General features: G+C 46.1%; 16 protein-coding genes. 14 read left to right on the forward strand and 2 right to left on the reverse strand.

All coding sequences use genetic code 11. The features are described from left to right. Nucleotides 1-37: 37 nt before the first annotated feature. Nucleotides 38-1780 (reverse strand): methyl-accepting chemotaxis protein, encoded by a 1743-nt coding sequence (locus MHB43_RS11590; RefSeq protein WP_237176430.1) that lies wholly within the window; start codon nt 1778-1780, stop codon nt 38-40. Nucleotides 1781-2290: 510 nt separating this feature from the next. Here MHB43_RS11590 and rpiA point away from each other — a divergent pair. From rpiA to MHB43_RS11660, 14 genes are all read left to right on the forward strand, one after another. Continuing rightward, nucleotides 2291-2962, forward strand: coding sequence for a ribose-5-phosphate isomerase RpiA (gene rpiA, locus MHB43_RS11595; RefSeq protein ID WP_047842431.1), 672 nt, complete (start codon nt 2291-2293; stop codon nt 2960-2962). A 25-nt stretch (nt 2963-2987) separates the two neighbouring features. Beyond that, on the forward strand, nt 2988-3587 hold the full coding sequence (locus MHB43_RS11600; protein ID WP_405132004.1) for a GNAT family N-acetyltransferase: 600 nt from the start codon (nt 2988-2990) through the stop codon (nt 3585-3587). A gap of 15 nt (nt 3588-3602) precedes the next feature. Further along, nucleotides 3603-4064, forward strand: a complete 462-nt coding sequence (locus MHB43_RS11605) for a MarR family winged helix-turn-helix transcriptional regulator (protein WP_017689273.1) — start codon at nt 3603-3605, stop codon at nt 4062-4064. Nucleotides 4065-4349: 285 nt separating this feature from the next. Next, nucleotides 4350-5438, forward strand: coding sequence for a B12-binding domain-containing protein (locus tag MHB43_RS11610; RefSeq protein ID WP_405132005.1), 1089 nt, complete (start codon nt 4350-4352; stop codon nt 5436-5438). Between the two features lie 15 nt (nt 5439-5453). Beyond that, nucleotides 5454-7163, forward strand: coding sequence for an ATP-binding protein (locus MHB43_RS11615; protein ID WP_405132417.1), 1710 nt, complete (start codon nt 5454-5456; stop codon nt 7161-7163). A gap of 36 nt (nt 7164-7199) precedes the next feature. Next, on the forward strand, nt 7200-8153 hold the full coding sequence (locus MHB43_RS11620) for an alpha/beta hydrolase (protein ID WP_405132006.1): 954 nt from the start codon (nt 7200-7202) through the stop codon (nt 8151-8153). 70 nt (nt 8154-8223) lie between these two features. Then, nucleotides 8224-8937: a class I SAM-dependent methyltransferase gene (locus tag MHB43_RS11625; protein ID WP_405132007.1), complete on the forward strand. Its 714-nt coding sequence runs from the start codon at nt 8224-8226 to the stop codon at nt 8935-8937. Nucleotides 8938-9005: 68 nt separating this feature from the next. Then, nucleotides 9006-9689, forward strand: a complete 684-nt coding sequence (locus MHB43_RS11630; RefSeq protein WP_405132008.1) for a BadF/BadG/BcrA/BcrD ATPase family protein — start codon at nt 9006-9008, stop codon at nt 9687-9689. 43 nt (nt 9690-9732) lie between these two features. Further along, nucleotides 9733-9993, forward strand: a complete 261-nt coding sequence (locus tag MHB43_RS11635; RefSeq protein ID WP_405132009.1) for a hypothetical protein — start codon at nt 9733-9735, stop codon at nt 9991-9993. Nucleotides 9994-10056: 63 nt separating this feature from the next. Then, a complete protein-coding gene (locus MHB43_RS11640) occupies nt 10057-10494 on the forward strand; it encodes a GNAT family N-acetyltransferase (protein ID WP_339300608.1) in 438 nt (145 codons plus the stop codon). 218 nt (nt 10495-10712) lie between these two features. Beyond that, a complete protein-coding gene (locus MHB43_RS11645) occupies nt 10713-11171 on the forward strand; it encodes a MarR family winged helix-turn-helix transcriptional regulator (RefSeq protein WP_405132010.1) in 459 nt (152 codons plus the stop codon). Beyond that, nucleotides 11168-14335: an MMPL family transporter gene (locus tag MHB43_RS11650; protein ID WP_405132011.1), complete on the forward strand. Its 3168-nt coding sequence runs from the start codon at nt 11168-11170 to the stop codon at nt 14333-14335. Before MHB43_RS11645 ends, MHB43_RS11650 begins: the two co-directional genes overlap by 4 nt. Before the next feature lie 198 nt (nt 14336-14533). Continuing rightward, nucleotides 14534-15160: an SGNH/GDSL hydrolase family protein gene (locus tag MHB43_RS11655; protein WP_405132012.1), complete on the forward strand. Its 627-nt coding sequence runs from the start codon at nt 14534-14536 to the stop codon at nt 15158-15160. Nucleotides 15161-15252: 92 nt separating this feature from the next. Then, a complete protein-coding gene (locus tag MHB43_RS11660; protein WP_405132013.1) occupies nt 15253-16317 on the forward strand; it encodes a phosphotransferase in 1065 nt (354 codons plus the stop codon). 114 nt (nt 16318-16431) lie between these two features. On the opposite strand, the gene MHB43_RS11665 is transcribed toward MHB43_RS11660, so the two are convergent. Beyond that, nucleotides 16432-17109, reverse strand: a complete 678-nt coding sequence (locus tag MHB43_RS11665; protein WP_339183974.1) for a tetratricopeptide repeat protein — start codon at nt 17107-17109, stop codon at nt 16432-16434. Nucleotides 17110-17122: the final 13 nt, after the last annotated feature.

The raw sequence follows: 17122 nt of genomic DNA on the forward strand, positions 1-17122 counted from the left end.
TTCCTCCTTGGTTCAAACCGAATGTTTTGGATTTGAATTATTGTTTGCTTACATTGAAATGAGAGATCAATTCTTGGAGTTCCTCAGACATGCTGTTAAGACGTGTGGAGGAGTCTACCAGTGTAATCAAAGATGCTTTTTGCTCATCAACAGATGAGGAAATCTGTTCACTGCTGTTTGCTGTTTTACTTACGCTTGAAGACAAGTCGTCTGCTGTAGCGGTCATTTCCTCCGTACCCGCAGAGATTTCTTCCGTCGCGCTTGATACTTCCTGAATCTGATTAGATACCTTTTTCGCTGCTTCTAAAATATCTTCGAACAGTTGTCCTGTTTGATCGGCTACGCTGAGCCCTGTATCTACTTCTGAAGTACCTTGTTCCATAGCACGTACAGCTTGTTTAATTCCAGCTTGAATCTCTTGGATCAACACGCCAACCTGGCTGGTTGCTTGTTCAGACTGCTCGGCAAGTTTGCGTACTTCACCTGCAACAACTGCAAATCCTCTTCCTTCTTCACCAACACGAGCTGCTTCAATGGATGCATTAAGAGCAAGCAAGTTGGTCTGGCTGGAGATTCCCGAGATAATATTGAGAATATCGCCGATTTCCTGTGAACGACTCTCCAGAACCTCAATGGCAGAAGCGGTATTCTTAACCGATTCCGTAATCAGATTCATCTGTTCAGATACCTGACGGACAACGCTGTTACCTTGTTGCGAACGACGTTCCATCTCATAGGCTTCATCCGCTACACTTGCCGAGCTGCTGGCAATCGTCTGGATTACGGTAGCCATCTCGGACATGGCACGTGCACTATCCCGGGTTGCCTGTTCCTGTGAACGAATGTTGGAAGTAATTTGAGTCACATTATTATTAATAGAATCTGCATTCTCACTGTTGCGCTCGGAAACTTCATATAGCTCTTTGGCAGACTGATTTACTTCTTGAGATGTGATTTGCACTTTTACGATAGTATCGTTGATTTTGCGAACCATGGTGTTGAACTTCTCGTTAACGAGTCCCAGATCGTCTTTGCCTGTCGGAATGTTGACATTCAAATTACCCCGACTGACGTCATCAATTCCTTTGATCAAGTGACGGATAGGGGAAAGTGTGTTTTTAACTACAAGGTATTGGATAATCAGGAATAACAGCAAGAAGGCCACAAGGATGATAATTCCGTTTTTGAGCAAGGAGTTCAGTCCCGCGGGTACGGCTGATGCATCTGCATCAACGGCAAAATATGAGAAAATCTTACCGTTGCTGTCTTTGATAGGATATGCAATGGTTGTCCATGTACCGAAATCATCAGAATAAAATGTTGTGAATGTTGGGCGATCCGTATTAAGCATTTCTTTCAGTGCATTGGCTACAACGACTGGCTGCTCATACATGTCACCAATATTTACGTTCTCACTTTGAAAAGCCTCTCTTAGGTTGGTCGGCATCGCTACAAGGGAAGTTAATCTCTTGTTATCGCCACCGAGCTCAACACCGAAGATGTAGGCTTGTGCAATGTTAGGATAATATTCTTGCATTTCATCGAAATACGCTCGTAATTTCGTTTGTGTTGCTCCATCATAGCTACCTTCCGTAATAGCAGCTTGTACCTCGGCAGGATTGATATCTTCAGCCCACTTCTTGGTAATTTGCTCCACCTGTCCATGCAGTTGATCAACAAGAACTGTTTTTTGAAAATAGTAACTGCTTGCGATAAGTGCTACCCCGATGATAACGATATTAGTAAATGAGAGTAACAAATTTTTGGAGAAAAACGACATGCTTTTCCAACTTAATGATTTCACTAAATTCCACTCCTGATCTTCTTTAAATTAAGAAACTTTAGGTTTGCATTGGTACAGTGAACTAGATCATTCCGTGATCCCCTCCAAAGGAAATTTATGCGACCATGGTCTTGGTTTATCAGTCGCTTTCGTAGAGACTTATGTACCGTATGAACCATAGGTGTCTAATTATTAAAACACATCTATAATTAATATGTCGTATAAAATGTCGTTAAATTGAATAGTATCGTTAAATTTTTTTTAATATTTTACGTATTTATGGACATATCAGATGGTTTATAGGTATTTAGAACTGTTTATTTTTAAATTTCCCATTTTTTAGCTTCATTCTGTATTCTATAACATGGTGGGTAAAAATACATCCTTCAACAAAACAAAAATATGTTGGCAAAGATGCAACAGAAGGCACGGATATACATCGGAAGCGGTTTTATCTATAATAACTACATATGCATTTCTCAAATTATGAGCAGCGGGGGTTTATAGATGAATCTTAAACAGATAGCAGCAGAGCGTGCGGCAGAATATGTTGAAGATGGAATGAAGGTTGGATTGGGTACAGGTTCAACAGCTTATTATGCCATCTGCCGAATCGGTGAGCGGGTACGCGATGGATTGAACATTCAAGCGGTTGCCACTTCAGAGGCTTCGGACAAACTTGCCCGTGAATGGGGGATTCCCATCGTCCCATTTGACCAGATTGGACGTCTGGATCTGACCATTGATGGCGCTGATGAGGTAGATCCCGAATTTAACCTGATTAAAGGGGGGGGCGGGGCTCTTTTGCGTGAGAAAATCGTGGCAGCCAATAGTGACAAATTGATTATTGTGGCGGATGGCAGCAAAGCCGTGCAAAAGTTGGGGAAATTCCCGCTTCCAGTTGAGGTGGTTCCATTTGCTTCTGAGTGGACCTTCCAGGCGCTCGAAAAATTGGGGTGTCAACCACAGTGGCGGATGGATGGACAGCAACGTTATCTGACAGACAATGGAAACCTGATAGCAGATTGCCACTTGGAGGCGATTGATCACGCTGCCGATCTTAATGTTCAATTGAACATGTTACCAGGTGTTGTTGATAACGGACTATTTGTGGATATGGCTAGTACAGTCATTCTTGCCAATGCGGACGGAAGTATCGAAGAGCTTCATCGTTCTTAATATGGAAGAGGGTGCTTTTCATCGTATGAAAGAACTGCCAATCGTTGATGGTGAACTTGTACTCAGGTGTGTGGAGAAAGAGGATCTGAAAGAACTCTATGAATTGATCTACAGTGATGACGTACCTGAATGGAAGCAATGGGATGCACCCTATTACCCACTTAAACACGAAAGTTATGAAAGTTTTGAACAAGGTATGCTCAAACGTATGGACGTAGATCCAGGCGATTCCAAACCCGTATCAATCCGTATTATTGAATCCGACAGACAAATTGTGGGTACAGTCAGCTATTACATAGAAGATGAGTTATCCATGTGGCTGGAAATGGGGATTGTAATATACAGATCTGTTCAGTGGGGACGTGGGGTTGGCACACGTTCACTTGTCATGTGGTCAAGTCATTTGTTTGAACAGCTGCCTTTGGTTCGGGTTGGATTGACTACTTGGTCTGGTAATGAACGAATGATGCGTGCGGCTGTGAAAGCCGGACTACAGGTGGAGGGGCGAATGCGGAAGTGTCGTATCGTTCGCGGGCAGTACTATGATTCAATTCGTATGGGGATGCTCCGTGAGGAGTGGGAGCAGAGGCTGGCCCCCCATACGAGCCGAAATGTAAACAACTGATGGAGGATTATTGAAATGCTGAACACGGAGGACAACCGGGAACTGTCTTTACAATTATTCGTGGTTCTTGTTCGGGCCTACAATTCTGTGACCTCACGTTCCAATCGGGACATTCAGAGTCACGGACTGAATACGACAGAATTTGGTGTGCTTGATTTGTTATATCATAAGGGACCGCAGGCATTGCAAAAGATTGGTGAAAAGGTCTTAATGTCCAGTGGTAATATTACGTATGTTGTAGATAAGTTGCAAAATAAAAATCTGCTGTTTCGTCGACCATCCAAGGAAGATCGGCGTGTCATTTACGCTGAGTTAACCGAGGAAGGAAGAGAATTGTTTACACAGATATTTCCTCAACATCATCAGGTTATCATTGATGCTTTGGAAGGACTTGATCCTTCTGAGAAAGTGGATGCGATTAAGATGTTGAAGAAGCTGGGACTGGCTGCAGAAGGGAAAACTGACTTGCGTTCATAACGCAGGTCAGTTTTTTTGTGGAACTCGAAAAGTACAGGCATATACTGGCTGACTGACTTGCAAGGCCCTCCTTAATATAGGAAGATTGTTCTATACCTTCATCGTGTGTAAAACATGATTATCGAAAGTTTATGTATAATGGAACAGAACAATTAGGAGCGGAATGGATGGATTGGAATAAGTAGAAGAACCTATCCCGATTGCAAGTTAGCTAACATTGATCTCATTCTGGATTAGCCACAAATGAAGATTGAGTGTGATGCGGGTATGAGGAGAGGGGCATCTATGAGTCATCAAGAAGCAGGAGAACGATTGCTCCAAGAATCTGCAAACTTAGCTGATAAAATAACGGAGAAACAGTATCTCAGACAGCCTGATTTACTTGAGCGATTTGGCGAGAATGGAAAAATGCGAACCAAACAGGATTCGGAGTATAGCTTGAACTATTTGGCAGAAAGTGCGCTCGTACAGAGTCCAGGTCTGTTTACTCATTATATTGCCTGGCTGAAAGTTCTACTTGAGGGTTATAAGGTATCACCAGAAGACCTTATTATTAATCTCAATCTGATCAAAGAGACATTGGAAGAAGAATTTGACCATCCGTCAAAGGCACTTCTGCTCGAGTATCTGGAGATGGGAATATATAGAGCAACACACACGGAGTCACAGGCGGGTTACATCAACGAATCCATGCCATATGGAGATGCCGCGCAATCGTACTTACAGTGTTTGCTGGAGAATAAACGGACAGAAGCCTTCGAGATCATTGAAGCCCAGTTAGAAGCTGGGGTGACGATTCGTGATATTTATCGATATATCTTTCAGCCCACCCAATATGAAATTGGACGATTGTGGCAATGCCATCGTATCAGTGTGGGGCAAGAACACTTTTGTACGGCAGCGACCCAGTCATTCATATCACGTCTTTATTCTCGCTGGTTGATTCATACAGGTCAGGATAAAAAACTAATGGCTACCTGTGTAGGCAGTGAACAACATGAGATCGGGCTGCGTATGCTCACAGATGTGTTCGAGATGGAAGGTTGGGATACGCACTATCTGGGAGCCAATGTCCCCAATGGAAGTGTAATAGAGGCTATAGAGCGGCATCAGGGCGATGTTGTTGCGATTTCAGTTACGATGACGTATCACCTTCATCTGGCCAAAGAGTTGATTCATCTGATCCGTCATCATCCGGCAACGGCACATGTGAAGATTATGGTTGGAGGATATCCCTTCAATATTGATCAGGAGTTGTGGAAAACGATAGGAGCTGACGGTTATGCTCCAGGAGCCGATGAAGCGGTGGCGGTTGCAGAACAATTACTGGCTCAGCCAGCTGCGTGTAATCATCTTGATATGGTTAGGGATTAGGAGAGGGATGATGTGATGTCTAATGAGAGCGGAGAGATACAGAGGCTACGCAGAACGATTGAGCAGTTATCGGATCAGATGATCCGGAGTAAAGAGCAAGAGGAACGGACACTCTCGGAATTCTCGGATATGAATAATGAACTGGTGACACTCCAGCGTCTGCTTGCGAAGAACAATAAAAGTCTTGAAGCTGCACGTCAGCAAGCAGTAGATGCGGGTGATTCAAAAAACGCATTTATTGCAGGCATCAGTCATGATTTTCGCACGCCATTAAATGGAATATTGGGGATGGCTGAGATGCTTAAGTTGTCCCCCTTGTCTGAAGAACAGGAGAATTCCGTTTCCGTTATACAGGATGCTGCCAAACTGCTGCTTAAGCTGATTCAGGATCTTCTGGATCTGTCCAAACTTGAGGCGGGTCAGATGCGACTTGAACTGGGGGAAGTGGATCTGCAAGAGACGATAAACTATATTATTCGTTTGCTCGAACCCCAAGTCAGAAAGAACGGAAATCAGTTATCGATAGACTGTGACCCCAGAATCTCTACTCTTCTTGTAGGGGATTCAACGAGAATCACACAGATACTGATCAATCTAATTCAGAATGCGAACAAATTCACATCAGAAGGTTCGGTGCGGATAAGAGTCACCCTTATGAAAGATGATGAAACTACACAAATGATCCGCTTTGAAGTGGAAGACACGGGGATTGGTATCTCGGAAGAAGATCAGAACCAGTTATTTCAACCCTACATGCAGACTGAACGAGGACGCTCAAGTGAATATGGAGGAACGGGCCTTGGATTATCGATCTGCAGGTCGCTCGTTACACTGATGGAAGGTCAGATTGGAGTAGACAGTCAGGAGGGTGAAGGATCAACATTCTGGTTCGAACTTACACTTGGTAAGAAAGACGGTAATCAGTCCGCTAACCCATCTGTTGCTTCCACTCAAGAGCATCAGGAGCAGAATATGGATGATGAAGCTCCTTCTGTATCTGTATTGCTGGCCGATGATAATGTCATCAACCGGCAGCTTGTTATGTTGCAGCTCAAGAAACTGGGAATAACCCAAGTGGACGCTGTAGTGAATGGGGAAGAGGCAATAGCTGCTTTTCTCAGCAAAAAATACAGTTTGATTCTCATGGACTATATGATGCCATTGATGGACGGTTTGGAGGCAACACGCAAAATCCGCGCGATAGAAATGGATGAAATGCGCCATACCACACCCATTATTGCAATGACAGGTAATGTCATGCAGGAAGAGAAAGACAAGTGTATGGAAGCCGGGATGAATGACTTTATTGGCAAACCCTTCACGCTGGATATTCTGAGTAAGATGATCCAGAAGTGGCAGCAATCCTCCGAACCGACCGAGGTACTAAATATGAGCATCGTACGTGAGATTGCGGAATTAAACACCGATGGTGATCGTACACTCCTCGGTATATTGTTGGACATGTATCGTACCGAAGCACCCGGCAAGATTGAGGTGCTGCGTAGACATATTGTGTCGGGCGACCATGTTGCTGCAACCGAGGTAGCCCATGATCTGAAATCAGGGAGTCTGAGTCTGGGGATTCGTTATCTATCAACTTTGTTTGCGCGGGTAGAGCAGTTCGCGAAGGAAGGTCAATCACGGAAAGCAGAACCTTTGCTGGATGCTTTGTTACCCGCCTATCAAGCAGCATGTGCATCACTGCAACAAATAAGTAAAGATTGAACATATCTTAATGAGGAAAGAGGGTAGGACTCGTTCATGTTATTCTACGTACTTGCAGCACTGGTACTGATCGTTCTTGCTCTTCTGTGGACAGGTGGGCTTTATTTTTTCAAAACGGCCATTCGCCGTACGCCAAAAACATTTTTGGTGGATAATCCGAATCTGATGCCTGAACCGGACAATGAAATCATTAGCAGTGCTTCTGACCTGAAGTGGCTGGATGCTCAGCCTACAGAAGAGATATCTCTTCAATCACATGATGGATTAAAACTGTATGGTACATGGCTCGGTTCCAATAAAGGGTCGGATCAGACGGTTATTCTGGCACATGGTTATTCGGGGAGAGGCAGAGAAATGGCTGGATTTGCCCGGTTTTATGCGGAAAAGCACGGTTATAACGTACTCATGCCAGATGATCGGGGTCATGGCCGGAGCGAAGGTGATATCATCGGTTTTGGTTGGTTAGATCGGAAGGATTATGTCAAGTGGACCAACTGGGTGCTTGAAAAAGTGGGTACACAAGGGGAAATCCTATTGCACGGCATATCCATGGGAGGAGCAACCGTACTGATGACAGGTGGTGAAGCCCTGCCGACTCAGGTTAAAGCGATTGTCTCTGATTGTGCGTATACATCCGTGGAAGAAGAACTGACGTTCCAGTTAAAGCAATTATACAAACTTCCTGCATTTCCGTTTATACCTGTCACAAGTCTAATCTCCCGATGGAAAGCAGGGTATTCCTTTAGAGAGGCTTCGGCTCTCAAGCAGCTTGCCAAAGTTAACGTTCCCGTGTTATTCATCCACGGTGAGGCTGATACGTTTGTACCAACGGAAATGGTGTACAGGTTGTATGAAGCTTGCCCAACCAAAAAGGAATTGCTGACCGTCCCCTGTGCGGGCCATGGCACAGCGTTTCAAGTCGATCGCACCGGATATGAGGTGGCACTGGAATCCTTTATGAAGAAAAATCTGTCGCCTGCTTTTAATTGATTTTCTTTTGTGACAATCTGGGTATTAAGTAGAAGATGCAAATCATTTTCTAAACGATGGGGGTATCTTGATGGGAAATGAACAATTTGAGGCTGCGCGAAAAGCAGAGGCAGGTTATCACTCCAACTTCTATCAGAATAATGAATTATTTGCCTCCGGTACCTGGATGTCGAGGCCCATGCCTATGGTGATGGATATGCTGGAACGTCTACTTGCTCACAAGGAGGAGTTGCGTGTCCTCGATCTGGGATGCGGAGTGGGAAGGCATACGATACCGATTGCACAGCGTCTTGCTAAAACGAACAGTGAAGTCATCGGTGTGGATTTGCTGGATGAGGCAGTAGACGGACTTCGCAAGTATGCGAAAGAATATCAGGTTGATCATATCGTGCAGGCAGTGAGAGCAGATGTTGAACATTATGCTGTGGAACCAAACTATTTTGATTATATCGCTGCTTGTTCTTGTCTGGAGCATGTCTCCAATAAGCAAGCCTTCATGGAAGCGATAGACCGGTTACAGGCCGGAACTCGCACAGGTGGTATTCATTGTATTACCATGAGTACCAATGTGGAGGAAAAAGAAATCAATACAGGCAAGGAGATTGAACCATTAATTGAACTGAACTTGTCGACAGTTGAAGCGATCGCATTGCTGGAGGATGTCTACAAAGGATGGAATATTCTGCTTCAGGAACATGTTACACAGACGATTGAAGAGGAAAAGTATGATGAACCGACACAATTTCGTTGTGAACTGCTTCGTTTCGCTGTACAAAAGCAATGAATTCTCTGCCGGGACCTGACCATGGACCCGGCACTCTTAATGTGTGGTTTGAAGGGAGATCGTTAAGGATGAATACATATGTAATAGGGATCGATGGAGGAGGGAGCCACACGCGTGTGGCTGTCGCAGAGCAGAACGGGAAGATTGTATCCTATGTGCAAAAGAATGGTTGCAACCGTTATCACGATACCAATGCTGAGCAAAATGTGCTGGAGGGTATCGCTGAAGCCATAACTCAGGCTGGACTCCAATCAGATCAGATCGCTGCCATTCAGGCCGGAATGGCGGGTCTGAATCGACCTGAAGATACAGTTTGGGCGGAGGCATTACTCGCTCGTACGGGGATTACAGGCAGGATCAGTGCGGTAAACGATACGCACATCGCACATACAGCGGCCTTCGACGGTGAGCCAGGTATTGTCGCTATTGGAGGAACAGGATCTCTGATCCTTGGCAGAACCGAACAGGGAGCTTGGCTCCGCAATGATCAGTTCGGTCATTATGCGCCGACAGCAGCACGTTTTCTGGCTTACGACACGGTTCATTCCATACTGGCTGGACGTTATGAGTTGCAGGATCAAGAATGGATTGAGCAGGTTTTAACGTATTGGAATGTTGCCTCAATTCGAGAGCTCGCTGCGCTGGGGATAGCCGGTTTTGCCGAAAATAAACAGGCGACCAACCGGAAATTTGGTCAGATGGCGTCTATGGTGACTGAAGCTGCTACTTCGCAATATTCCCCTCGCAGTTAGGGTATGCGACTCGGCTGCTGACACGGCTGTTGTCGGTATCCTCATGCTGGCATCCTGTTTCGATCAGCCCACAGTGTCCATGACGCTTACCGGAAGCTGTCTGCGTTCACCATATATGGTGGAGGCTGTTCAGAAAGGGCTGGATGCTGCCTATATGCCCGAAGGAAAAAGAATTCAATACATAACCAGTAACCTGCCGGCAGTTGGGGGCGCACTGCTGGATGCCTATTATTTGGCGCAGATCAACGTATCGGATAACATCTCAACTGTGCTTCAATCGGAGCTGAATCGGCACACGACTTGAACTTTTAGAGGCTAACGACTACAATACGATAACGGAAACAAGCAAGGTATAGGAGGAATCAAGGTGTTAATTAATCTGAAATCACGCATACAGGAGCCGGAAGTACAGGAGCTGTTGTCCTACTCGGTTTTCCCTGATCCGGATCACTTGAACCGTGCGTTGCAACAATATGTAGAGAGAGACGAACTGCAAATGGGCGGTTACGAAGATGAGGGACAATTGATCGGTCTGATTGGATATGAGAAGACAGGAACAAGTGAGGTTACCATACATCATATCTCGGTTTTGCCTGAAAACCGCTTTAAAAATTATGGACGTGGTATGATCTCACAACTGCTGGCAACATACAATCCCGATAGACTGATTGCGGAGACCGAGCTGGAAGCCGTCGAGTTTTATCGGAATACGGGGTTTGTGGTATATAGTCTGGGTGAATTATACCCAGGTGTGGAGCGATTCCGTTGTGTGCTCGAAAAAGAGGAAGATACAGACGAAGAGTAGCACAGAGGCCTTTTATTACTTTAGGAATATATGGATTATAATCATTACAGGATGTTGGATTTGGCAATGAGCTGAGTCGGACGTCCTGTTTTTTTGTCGTTTTCATCAAAAAAGCAGGAAAAAAGTATTGCTTTGTGAGATTGTTTCATTATAGAATAGTTTCACAGAAGAATAGTTCGTCAAGTGAACTATATAGATTCGGGAAAGGAGAATGAAGAATGACTACACCGGATGCAAAAAGTTTGGTGAACCGCTATTTGGATGCTTCCTTTATGGTCAATAAGCGGTTTGATACGCGGATACGTGAACAAGTGGGGCAGACCATAACGACCGATCAGTTCTGCGCACTTCGTCTGATTGAAGAGAAACCTTTCTGCACACCCTCTGATCTGGCAGAGCTTCTGTGCATAGGCAAGAGCAGCATTACTGCTTTGGTCAACAAGCTGGTGGATCGCGATTTGGTCCATCGGGCCGGGGATGAACGCGACCGCCGCGTTGTATATCTGACACTGACGGATACCGGACGACAGGTATACAGGGAAACAGAACAGGAAATACAGCAGATTCTGGAGCCGTATCTGGTTCATTTTAAACCGGAAGAAGTCCGAATTTTCATTGAATCTTTTGAGAAGCTTGCAGCTTTGCTATCGCATGAAGGAGGACGGGAGAACGAATGAGAACGATACTAAAAGCAAGATGGTGGTTAATGGGGCTATGGGTTGTTGTAGCTGCCGTGTTGATGTTTACCGCCCCTAACATGAGTGAACTGATTCGGGAAAAGGGACAGTTTTCGGTTCCGGAAGGCTATTCTTCCACACAGGCAGCGGCGATTCTGAATGAAGCTGCAGCACAAAAGGGAGAGCAGCAAGGCAGCCAGATCGCCCTTGTATTCTATAATCCCGATGGGCTGGGTACCACGGGGAAACAAGAAGCAGAGAAGGCCGTTAAAAACTTGGAGGCCGACAAGGAGAAGCTGGGCATTCTGTCCATTCTGGAACCTTTCTCTCAGCCTGAATTGTCAGAGAAGATGATCTCAGCTGATGGCAAAACGATTCTAACATCGCTATCCATTGATCAGGGAGATCGTACGGTCAAGGAAATGCGTGAAGACCTGAATGAAGCATTGAAGTCCGTCAATGTGGAGCACTACATAACCGGTAAAGGTCTGATTGATGAGGACACCATTGAAAGTTCACAAGAGGGGCTTAAGAAATCGGAATATATTACCGTTGTCTTTATTTTACTTATTCTGTTCCTGGTGTTCCGTTCGTTTGTAGCTCCGTTTGTACCGCTACTGACGGTAGGGATCAGTTACATTGTATCGCAACAGATTGTTGCATTCCTGGTGGATGGGCTCGACTTCCCGATATCCACATTTACACAGATCTTTATGGTCGCCGTCATGTTCGGGATTGGTACGGATTACTGCATCCTGCTGATCAGTCGGTTCAAGGAAGAACTGGCTCATCATGAGAATACGTGGGATGCCATCATTGCTACCTATCGTACTGCCGGTAAAACGGTACTCTTCTCAGCACTAGCTGTGCTGGTTGGATTCATTGCGATCGGCTTTGCCCAGTTTATGTTGTACCGTTCTGCGGTTGCCGTAGCTGTAGGTATTGCTGTGATGATGCTTGCCTTGGTGACCATCGTGCCATTCTTCATGGCGGTGCTGGGCAAGAAGTTATTCTGGCCGTCGAAGGGTTCACTTGAACATGCCGAGAGCAAGATCTATGGTGCAGCTGGTCGCTTTTCACTTAAACGTCCATGGGCTGCGCTGCTCATCGTTGCAGCTGTCTGTGTGCCTCTTCTGGCAACCTACGATGGCAAACTGTCGTTCAACAGTCTTGATGAGATTGGCGAGAAATATGATTCCGTAAAAGCATTTAACATTATCTCTGACAGCTTTGGTCCGGGTGAATCGCTGCCAGGTCAGATCGTTATTCAGAACGATGAAGCGATGGATAATGCGAAGTATATGGCCGTTGCCGAGAAAATTAGCCGGGAAGTAGAGAAAGTAGCCGGAGTCGCTGGTGTCCGCAGTATGACACGACCTACGGGGGATGAGATTAAAGATTTTGAAGTTACACAGCAAGTGGGAACATTATCGGATGGACTGGGTGAAGGCAAGACGGGTCTGGACAAAATCCGTGATGGTCTGAGTGAAGCCAGCAGTCAGCTAAGTAAAAATGAACCACAGTTAAAAGAAGCTGCTGATGGAGCAGGTGAACTTACCAAAGGAACCTCCCAGTTGCAATCGGGTATCACGCAACTCAGTCAGGGACTTGGGCAGATTGAAAAAGGCATTCGAGATGGTTCGGCAGGTGCAGGGGATCTGAAAGCAGGGCTCCAGCAAGCCAAAACAAGTGCAGATCAACTTGCACAGGCGAACAATCAGTTGCTTGAAGCCTATCGTCAGGCGGGAGCAGGAGTCGCTGCACTGGGGGATGGAACCCGCGAACTGGAACAACAGCTGAACGGGGTTTCATCAGCTCTAACCAGTCTGTCCGAATCCTTCACAGCACTTGAAGAGCGTTATCCTGAATTGCAGCAAGATGCTGATTACCAGCGTATCAAAGGCACGATTGGTGAAACGGGTTCTGGCACAGCGCAGCTTGCTCAAGGTCTGGGTCAGATTAAGACCAAACTTGGGGAAGCCGCTGCTGGAATTAATCAGGCCAATGAAGGGTTTGCCTCCGCCGCAGCTGGACAAAAGGCGCTTGCCGATGGCCTGGGCCAGATTGTAACGGGAATTGGTCAGTTGCAATCCGGTCTCAAACAGGCTGCAGATGGTCAAGGCAAAGTGATTAGCGAAATTCCTTCCATACAGGATGGACTTGGCCAGCTTCAGGGTGGTCAGGAGAAAATTCAGCAAGGCTTCTCAGATCTGAGTGGTCAGCTAACACAACTGACAGATGGCTTGAATCAAAGTGTCGATGGTATTAAACAGGTATCCGGGGGACTGGATTCAGCGCAGGACTACCTGACGCAATTGCAAAATTCACCAGATTCCGATCTGGCAGGTTGGTACGTTCCTGATGAAGCACTGAACAGCAAAGACTTCACACAGGTATTTGATACGTATCTGTCCGAAGATCGGAAAACGATGACAATTGATGTTATTTTCGCCGAAAATCCATACGGAACAGAAGCCATTGATCGTGTTCCTGACATTGAGGCGGCAGTACATCGCGCGGTACAAGGCAGTACGCTTGAAAAAGCAGACATCGCCATAGGTGGCGTTACCAGTACGTTTGCAGATCTGCAGGAGATCTCGAATAACGATTATACACGTACTGTAATGCTGATGCTGGCAGGCACATTTATTATTCTGGTTGTGCTGCTCCGCTCAGTCATTATGCCACTGTATCTGATCGTTTCCTTATTACTGGCTTATTTCACATCGATGGCGTTAACCGAAGTGATCTTTGTTAATATCCTCGGATTCGCAGGTATCAGCTGGGTTACTCCGTTCTTCGGATTTGTCATGCTGATTGCACTCGGTGTGGATTATAGCATCTTCCTGATGGACCGTTTCAATGAGAACAAAGGCATGAAAGTACAGGATGCCATGTTGTACGCGATGAAGAACATGGGCACCGTTATTCTATCTGCCGCGGTCATTCTCAGCGGTACATTTGCTGCCATGTATCCATCTGGTGTTCTCTCGATGATGCAGATTGCCACAGTAGTCCTTAGCGGATTGATCTTGTACTCTCTGTTGTTCCTGCCATTCTTCGTCCCAGTGATGGTGAAGATGTTTGGCCGGGCCAACTGGTGGCCGTTCCCGAACAAGGAACAATCAGATTCCGTTGATTCGGATCGGACCATAGGCATGTAATGCTTTGCAATGAATCTGGCTCTGCCGCGTTATGTGGCAGGGCTTTTTTTATTTTTTGCCTCTACAGAAAGCTGCAACTTGTGCAAAAGAAAGGTGCATGCCTAAGGACACCATCCCGCGCTTTGTCGTCCCACTCATCATAAGATATAGAGCAGTTCATTATTGTTCAGAGACATCACAGCAGAGAGGGGCGACGGGATGGTATATCGATATGTGGCTATAGGCGATTCATTAACGGTAGGTACAGGAGCGTTGCTGGGCACCGGCTTTGTTCCTTTATATCGGCGAATGGCGGAAATGAATGTTCGTACGTTTGTATCCATGGAAAATATGGGCGTGAATGGACTGACGTCGGGAGAAATGTTACAGATGATCTCTTCGCATCCCCGTGTACGGCAATCGCTCCGTGAAGCGGATATCATTACCATATCCATTGGCGGGAATGATCTGATTCGTACGTTTAAAGCAAGTAATGGCATTCCAAATGCCAGCAAAATGACACAGGTGCTCGGAGAAACCCGCAGTAATGTATCCCAGATCATGCGGCACATTCGGCAGTTAAAGGGCAACCATGGGTATATGGTCCGATCCATCGGATTGTACAACCCGTATCCACAAGCGACGGAAGCTGCGTACTGGGTGCGCCAATATAATTCGTTTTTGAATGGTGTGGGATCAGGCAACTATGCGTGTGCTCAGGTGTATGACAGGTTTGAAGGTCGTGAACGTGAACTGTTGTTCTGGGACAGAGTGCATCCCAATGCAAGAGGGTATCGTGTCATTGCGGAGCAGCTTAATCGGACGGGATATTATCCGTTCTCTTGATCACTTTGGAACAGAACTAGACCAAGCGATGGACTTCCTTTAAGATAAATAGAAGACCGTTCCATTTTGTGAGATAAAGGGGTTAATTTTTGGTGCAAAACATCGATTCCGGTTCCCTCCATCCTTCAGAGCAGCAGCGAATATCCGAAGTGTTGGCCTTATATGGTTTCACATCGGACTGGAAAGGCGAGCGTGGAAAGGGTGGGATGAATAATTCTACTTACATGCTCCATGTAGACGGGACTAATTACGTCATGAGACAATATGAAACACATAATGATCCGATGAAAATCACCTTTGAACACGAGGTGCTGGCAGCCCTCCAACGTTCGAACTTTAAGCTTGATACACCTTCACCTGTAAGGCGGTTATCTGGTGAGGGCGGTACATTCCTTCCTGTAAAAGATACCCTCACTGGTCATACCAAAATCGTGACTCTGTTTCATTATAGGGAAGGCATCAATCCCATCTGGCATACACCAGATCAATTGCTAGGGCTCGGTAAAGCGGCGGGGGCCTTGTCTTCTGTTCTGGCTACGCTGGATATGCGACTTGAACCTGTGTATCCACCATACTATCGAATTCAGGATGCGTATCCGCTCTGTTCACCTGAACGATTATTACAGCTATGCACATCGCCGCCGGAGCAATTAGTCGCATGTACAAATGAGCTGAAGCAACTGAGAGATGCGCTGCCAGATCTTTTTGAAGCTCTGCGTGGTATGGAACATCTGCCGCATCAATTGGTTCATGGGGACGTGAATGCCTCGAATGTATTGGTAGATCAGCAGCTGGATGGTGAAATCTGTGCCATTCTAGATTTTGAATTTGCGACATGGGATTTGCGGGTAATGGAGCTGGCTGTTCCGATGTCTGACCTCCTTACCATGGACAAGAGTGAAGATTGGATGTGGCAGGCACAGGAGGAACTGATCAGGGGATTTCGGGAACAGGTCAGCCTGGAACCGGAAGAGTTGCTGGCCATACCTCGATTAATTTTGCTGCGTAGTCTGGATGTGGTCATGCATTTCATCAGTCGGATGTTTGAGGGTACAGATGAGCCGGAAGTGGCTGTGGAGCAGATTGTGAAACTCAAACAGCGGATTGACTGGATGCGTCTTCATGAAGAACGACTGCATGAGATATTGGTGTATTAAATATCGTTGTTAAGAATAAAGTGCACTGTTTCTGCTCATACGAGGGCAGAGATCAGTGCACTTTTATTGGCTAGAAAAGTGATATATGAAGATTACAGCGTATAGCCGATGACATTACAATCCACGTTTGCGGAACCAACTGCGGACAGCCCAGCGGCGCTCCTGACGTTTTTTGTATTTGGGCAAGGAACGATAAACGTTCAACGATTGCTCGTATGCCTGCTTCGCGTCTGCATTGCGTCCGAGGGAACGGTGAACCGAGCCGAGCAGATAATAAGCTTCACTGGAAGAGGAATGAATCTCCTGAAACTGATGCACATACTCCAGCGCTTTGTCCTCATGCGTATCTTTGAAGGCTCCAGCAAGGGTTAGGTACGGGCGTCCATACTTGACTCTGGGATTGATCTCAAGGGCTTGTAATATATGATTTTCGCCTTTTTCGATGTTACCCAAATGAAGCTCAGTTGTCCCTAATGCCTCCCAGTACTCAGCTGATTGTTCGTATGGGCGCTCCAGTTCAAGCAATAACGCATGTGCCTCACTGTAACGTTTGCGCTCAATCAACAGGCGAGCCAGTTCCAGCTTGGAAGAAACTTCATTGGGACTCATGGCAAGCTGTTGCCGAAGCCGGGAGATGTTGCGCATACGTTTGAGAGGTTTCGTGAAGCTTGGGAACACCCCGACGTAACGACGATCCAGGAAATACAGTATAACGAGCAAAATGAGGATGGCAATGAACGGATTACCTACAATCCGCCATAGAAGTCCAAAGATAAGAAATTTAATAAGCACAGGTTCAACTCCA

Origin of the sequence: Paenibacillus sp. FSL H8-0317, assembly GCF_045040685.1 — a bacterium.
GTDB lineage: Bacteria > Bacillota > Bacilli > Paenibacillales > Paenibacillaceae > Paenibacillus.

Bases quoted from the DNA above. Each gene is read 5' to 3' on its own strand.
- MHB43_RS11650 (WP_405132011.1), top strand. From the start codon at position 11,168: ATGAGAACGATACTAAAAGCAAGATGGTGGTTAATGGGGCTATGGGTT.
- MHB43_RS11610 (WP_405132005.1), top strand. From the start codon at position 4,350: ATGAGTCATCAAGAAGCAGGAGAACGATTGCTCCAAGAATCTGCAAAC.
- MHB43_RS11625 (WP_405132007.1), top strand. From the start codon at position 8,224: ATGGGAAATGAACAATTTGAGGCTGCGCGAAAAGCAGAGGCAGGTTAT.
- MHB43_RS11615 (WP_405132417.1), top strand. From the start codon at position 5,454: ATGTCTAATGAGAGCGGAGAGATACAGAGGCTACGCAGAACGATTGAG.
- MHB43_RS11600 (WP_405132004.1), top strand. From the start codon at position 2,988: ATGAAAGAACTGCCAATCGTTGATGGTGAACTTGTACTCAGGTGTGTG.
- MHB43_RS11590 (WP_237176430.1), bottom strand. From the start codon at position 1,780: ATGTCGTTTTTCTCCAAAAATTTGTTACTCTCATTTACTAATATCGTT.
- MHB43_RS11620 (WP_405132006.1), top strand. From the start codon at position 7,200: ATGTTATTCTACGTACTTGCAGCACTGGTACTGATCGTTCTTGCTCTT.
- MHB43_RS11635 (WP_405132009.1), top strand. From the start codon at position 9,733: ATGCTGGCATCCTGTTTCGATCAGCCCACAGTGTCCATGACGCTTACC.
- MHB43_RS11655 (WP_405132012.1), top strand. From the start codon at position 14,534: ATGGTATATCGATATGTGGCTATAGGCGATTCATTAACGGTAGGTACA.
- MHB43_RS11645 (WP_405132010.1), top strand. From the start codon at position 10,713: ATGACTACACCGGATGCAAAAAGTTTGGTGAACCGCTATTTGGATGCT.
- MHB43_RS11630 (WP_405132008.1), top strand. From the start codon at position 9,006: ATGAATACATATGTAATAGGGATCGATGGAGGAGGGAGCCACACGCGT.
- rpiA (WP_047842431.1), top strand. From the start codon at position 2,291: ATGAATCTTAAACAGATAGCAGCAGAGCGTGCGGCAGAATATGTTGAA.
- MHB43_RS11605 (WP_017689273.1), top strand. From the start codon at position 3,603: ATGCTGAACACGGAGGACAACCGGGAACTGTCTTTACAATTATTCGTG.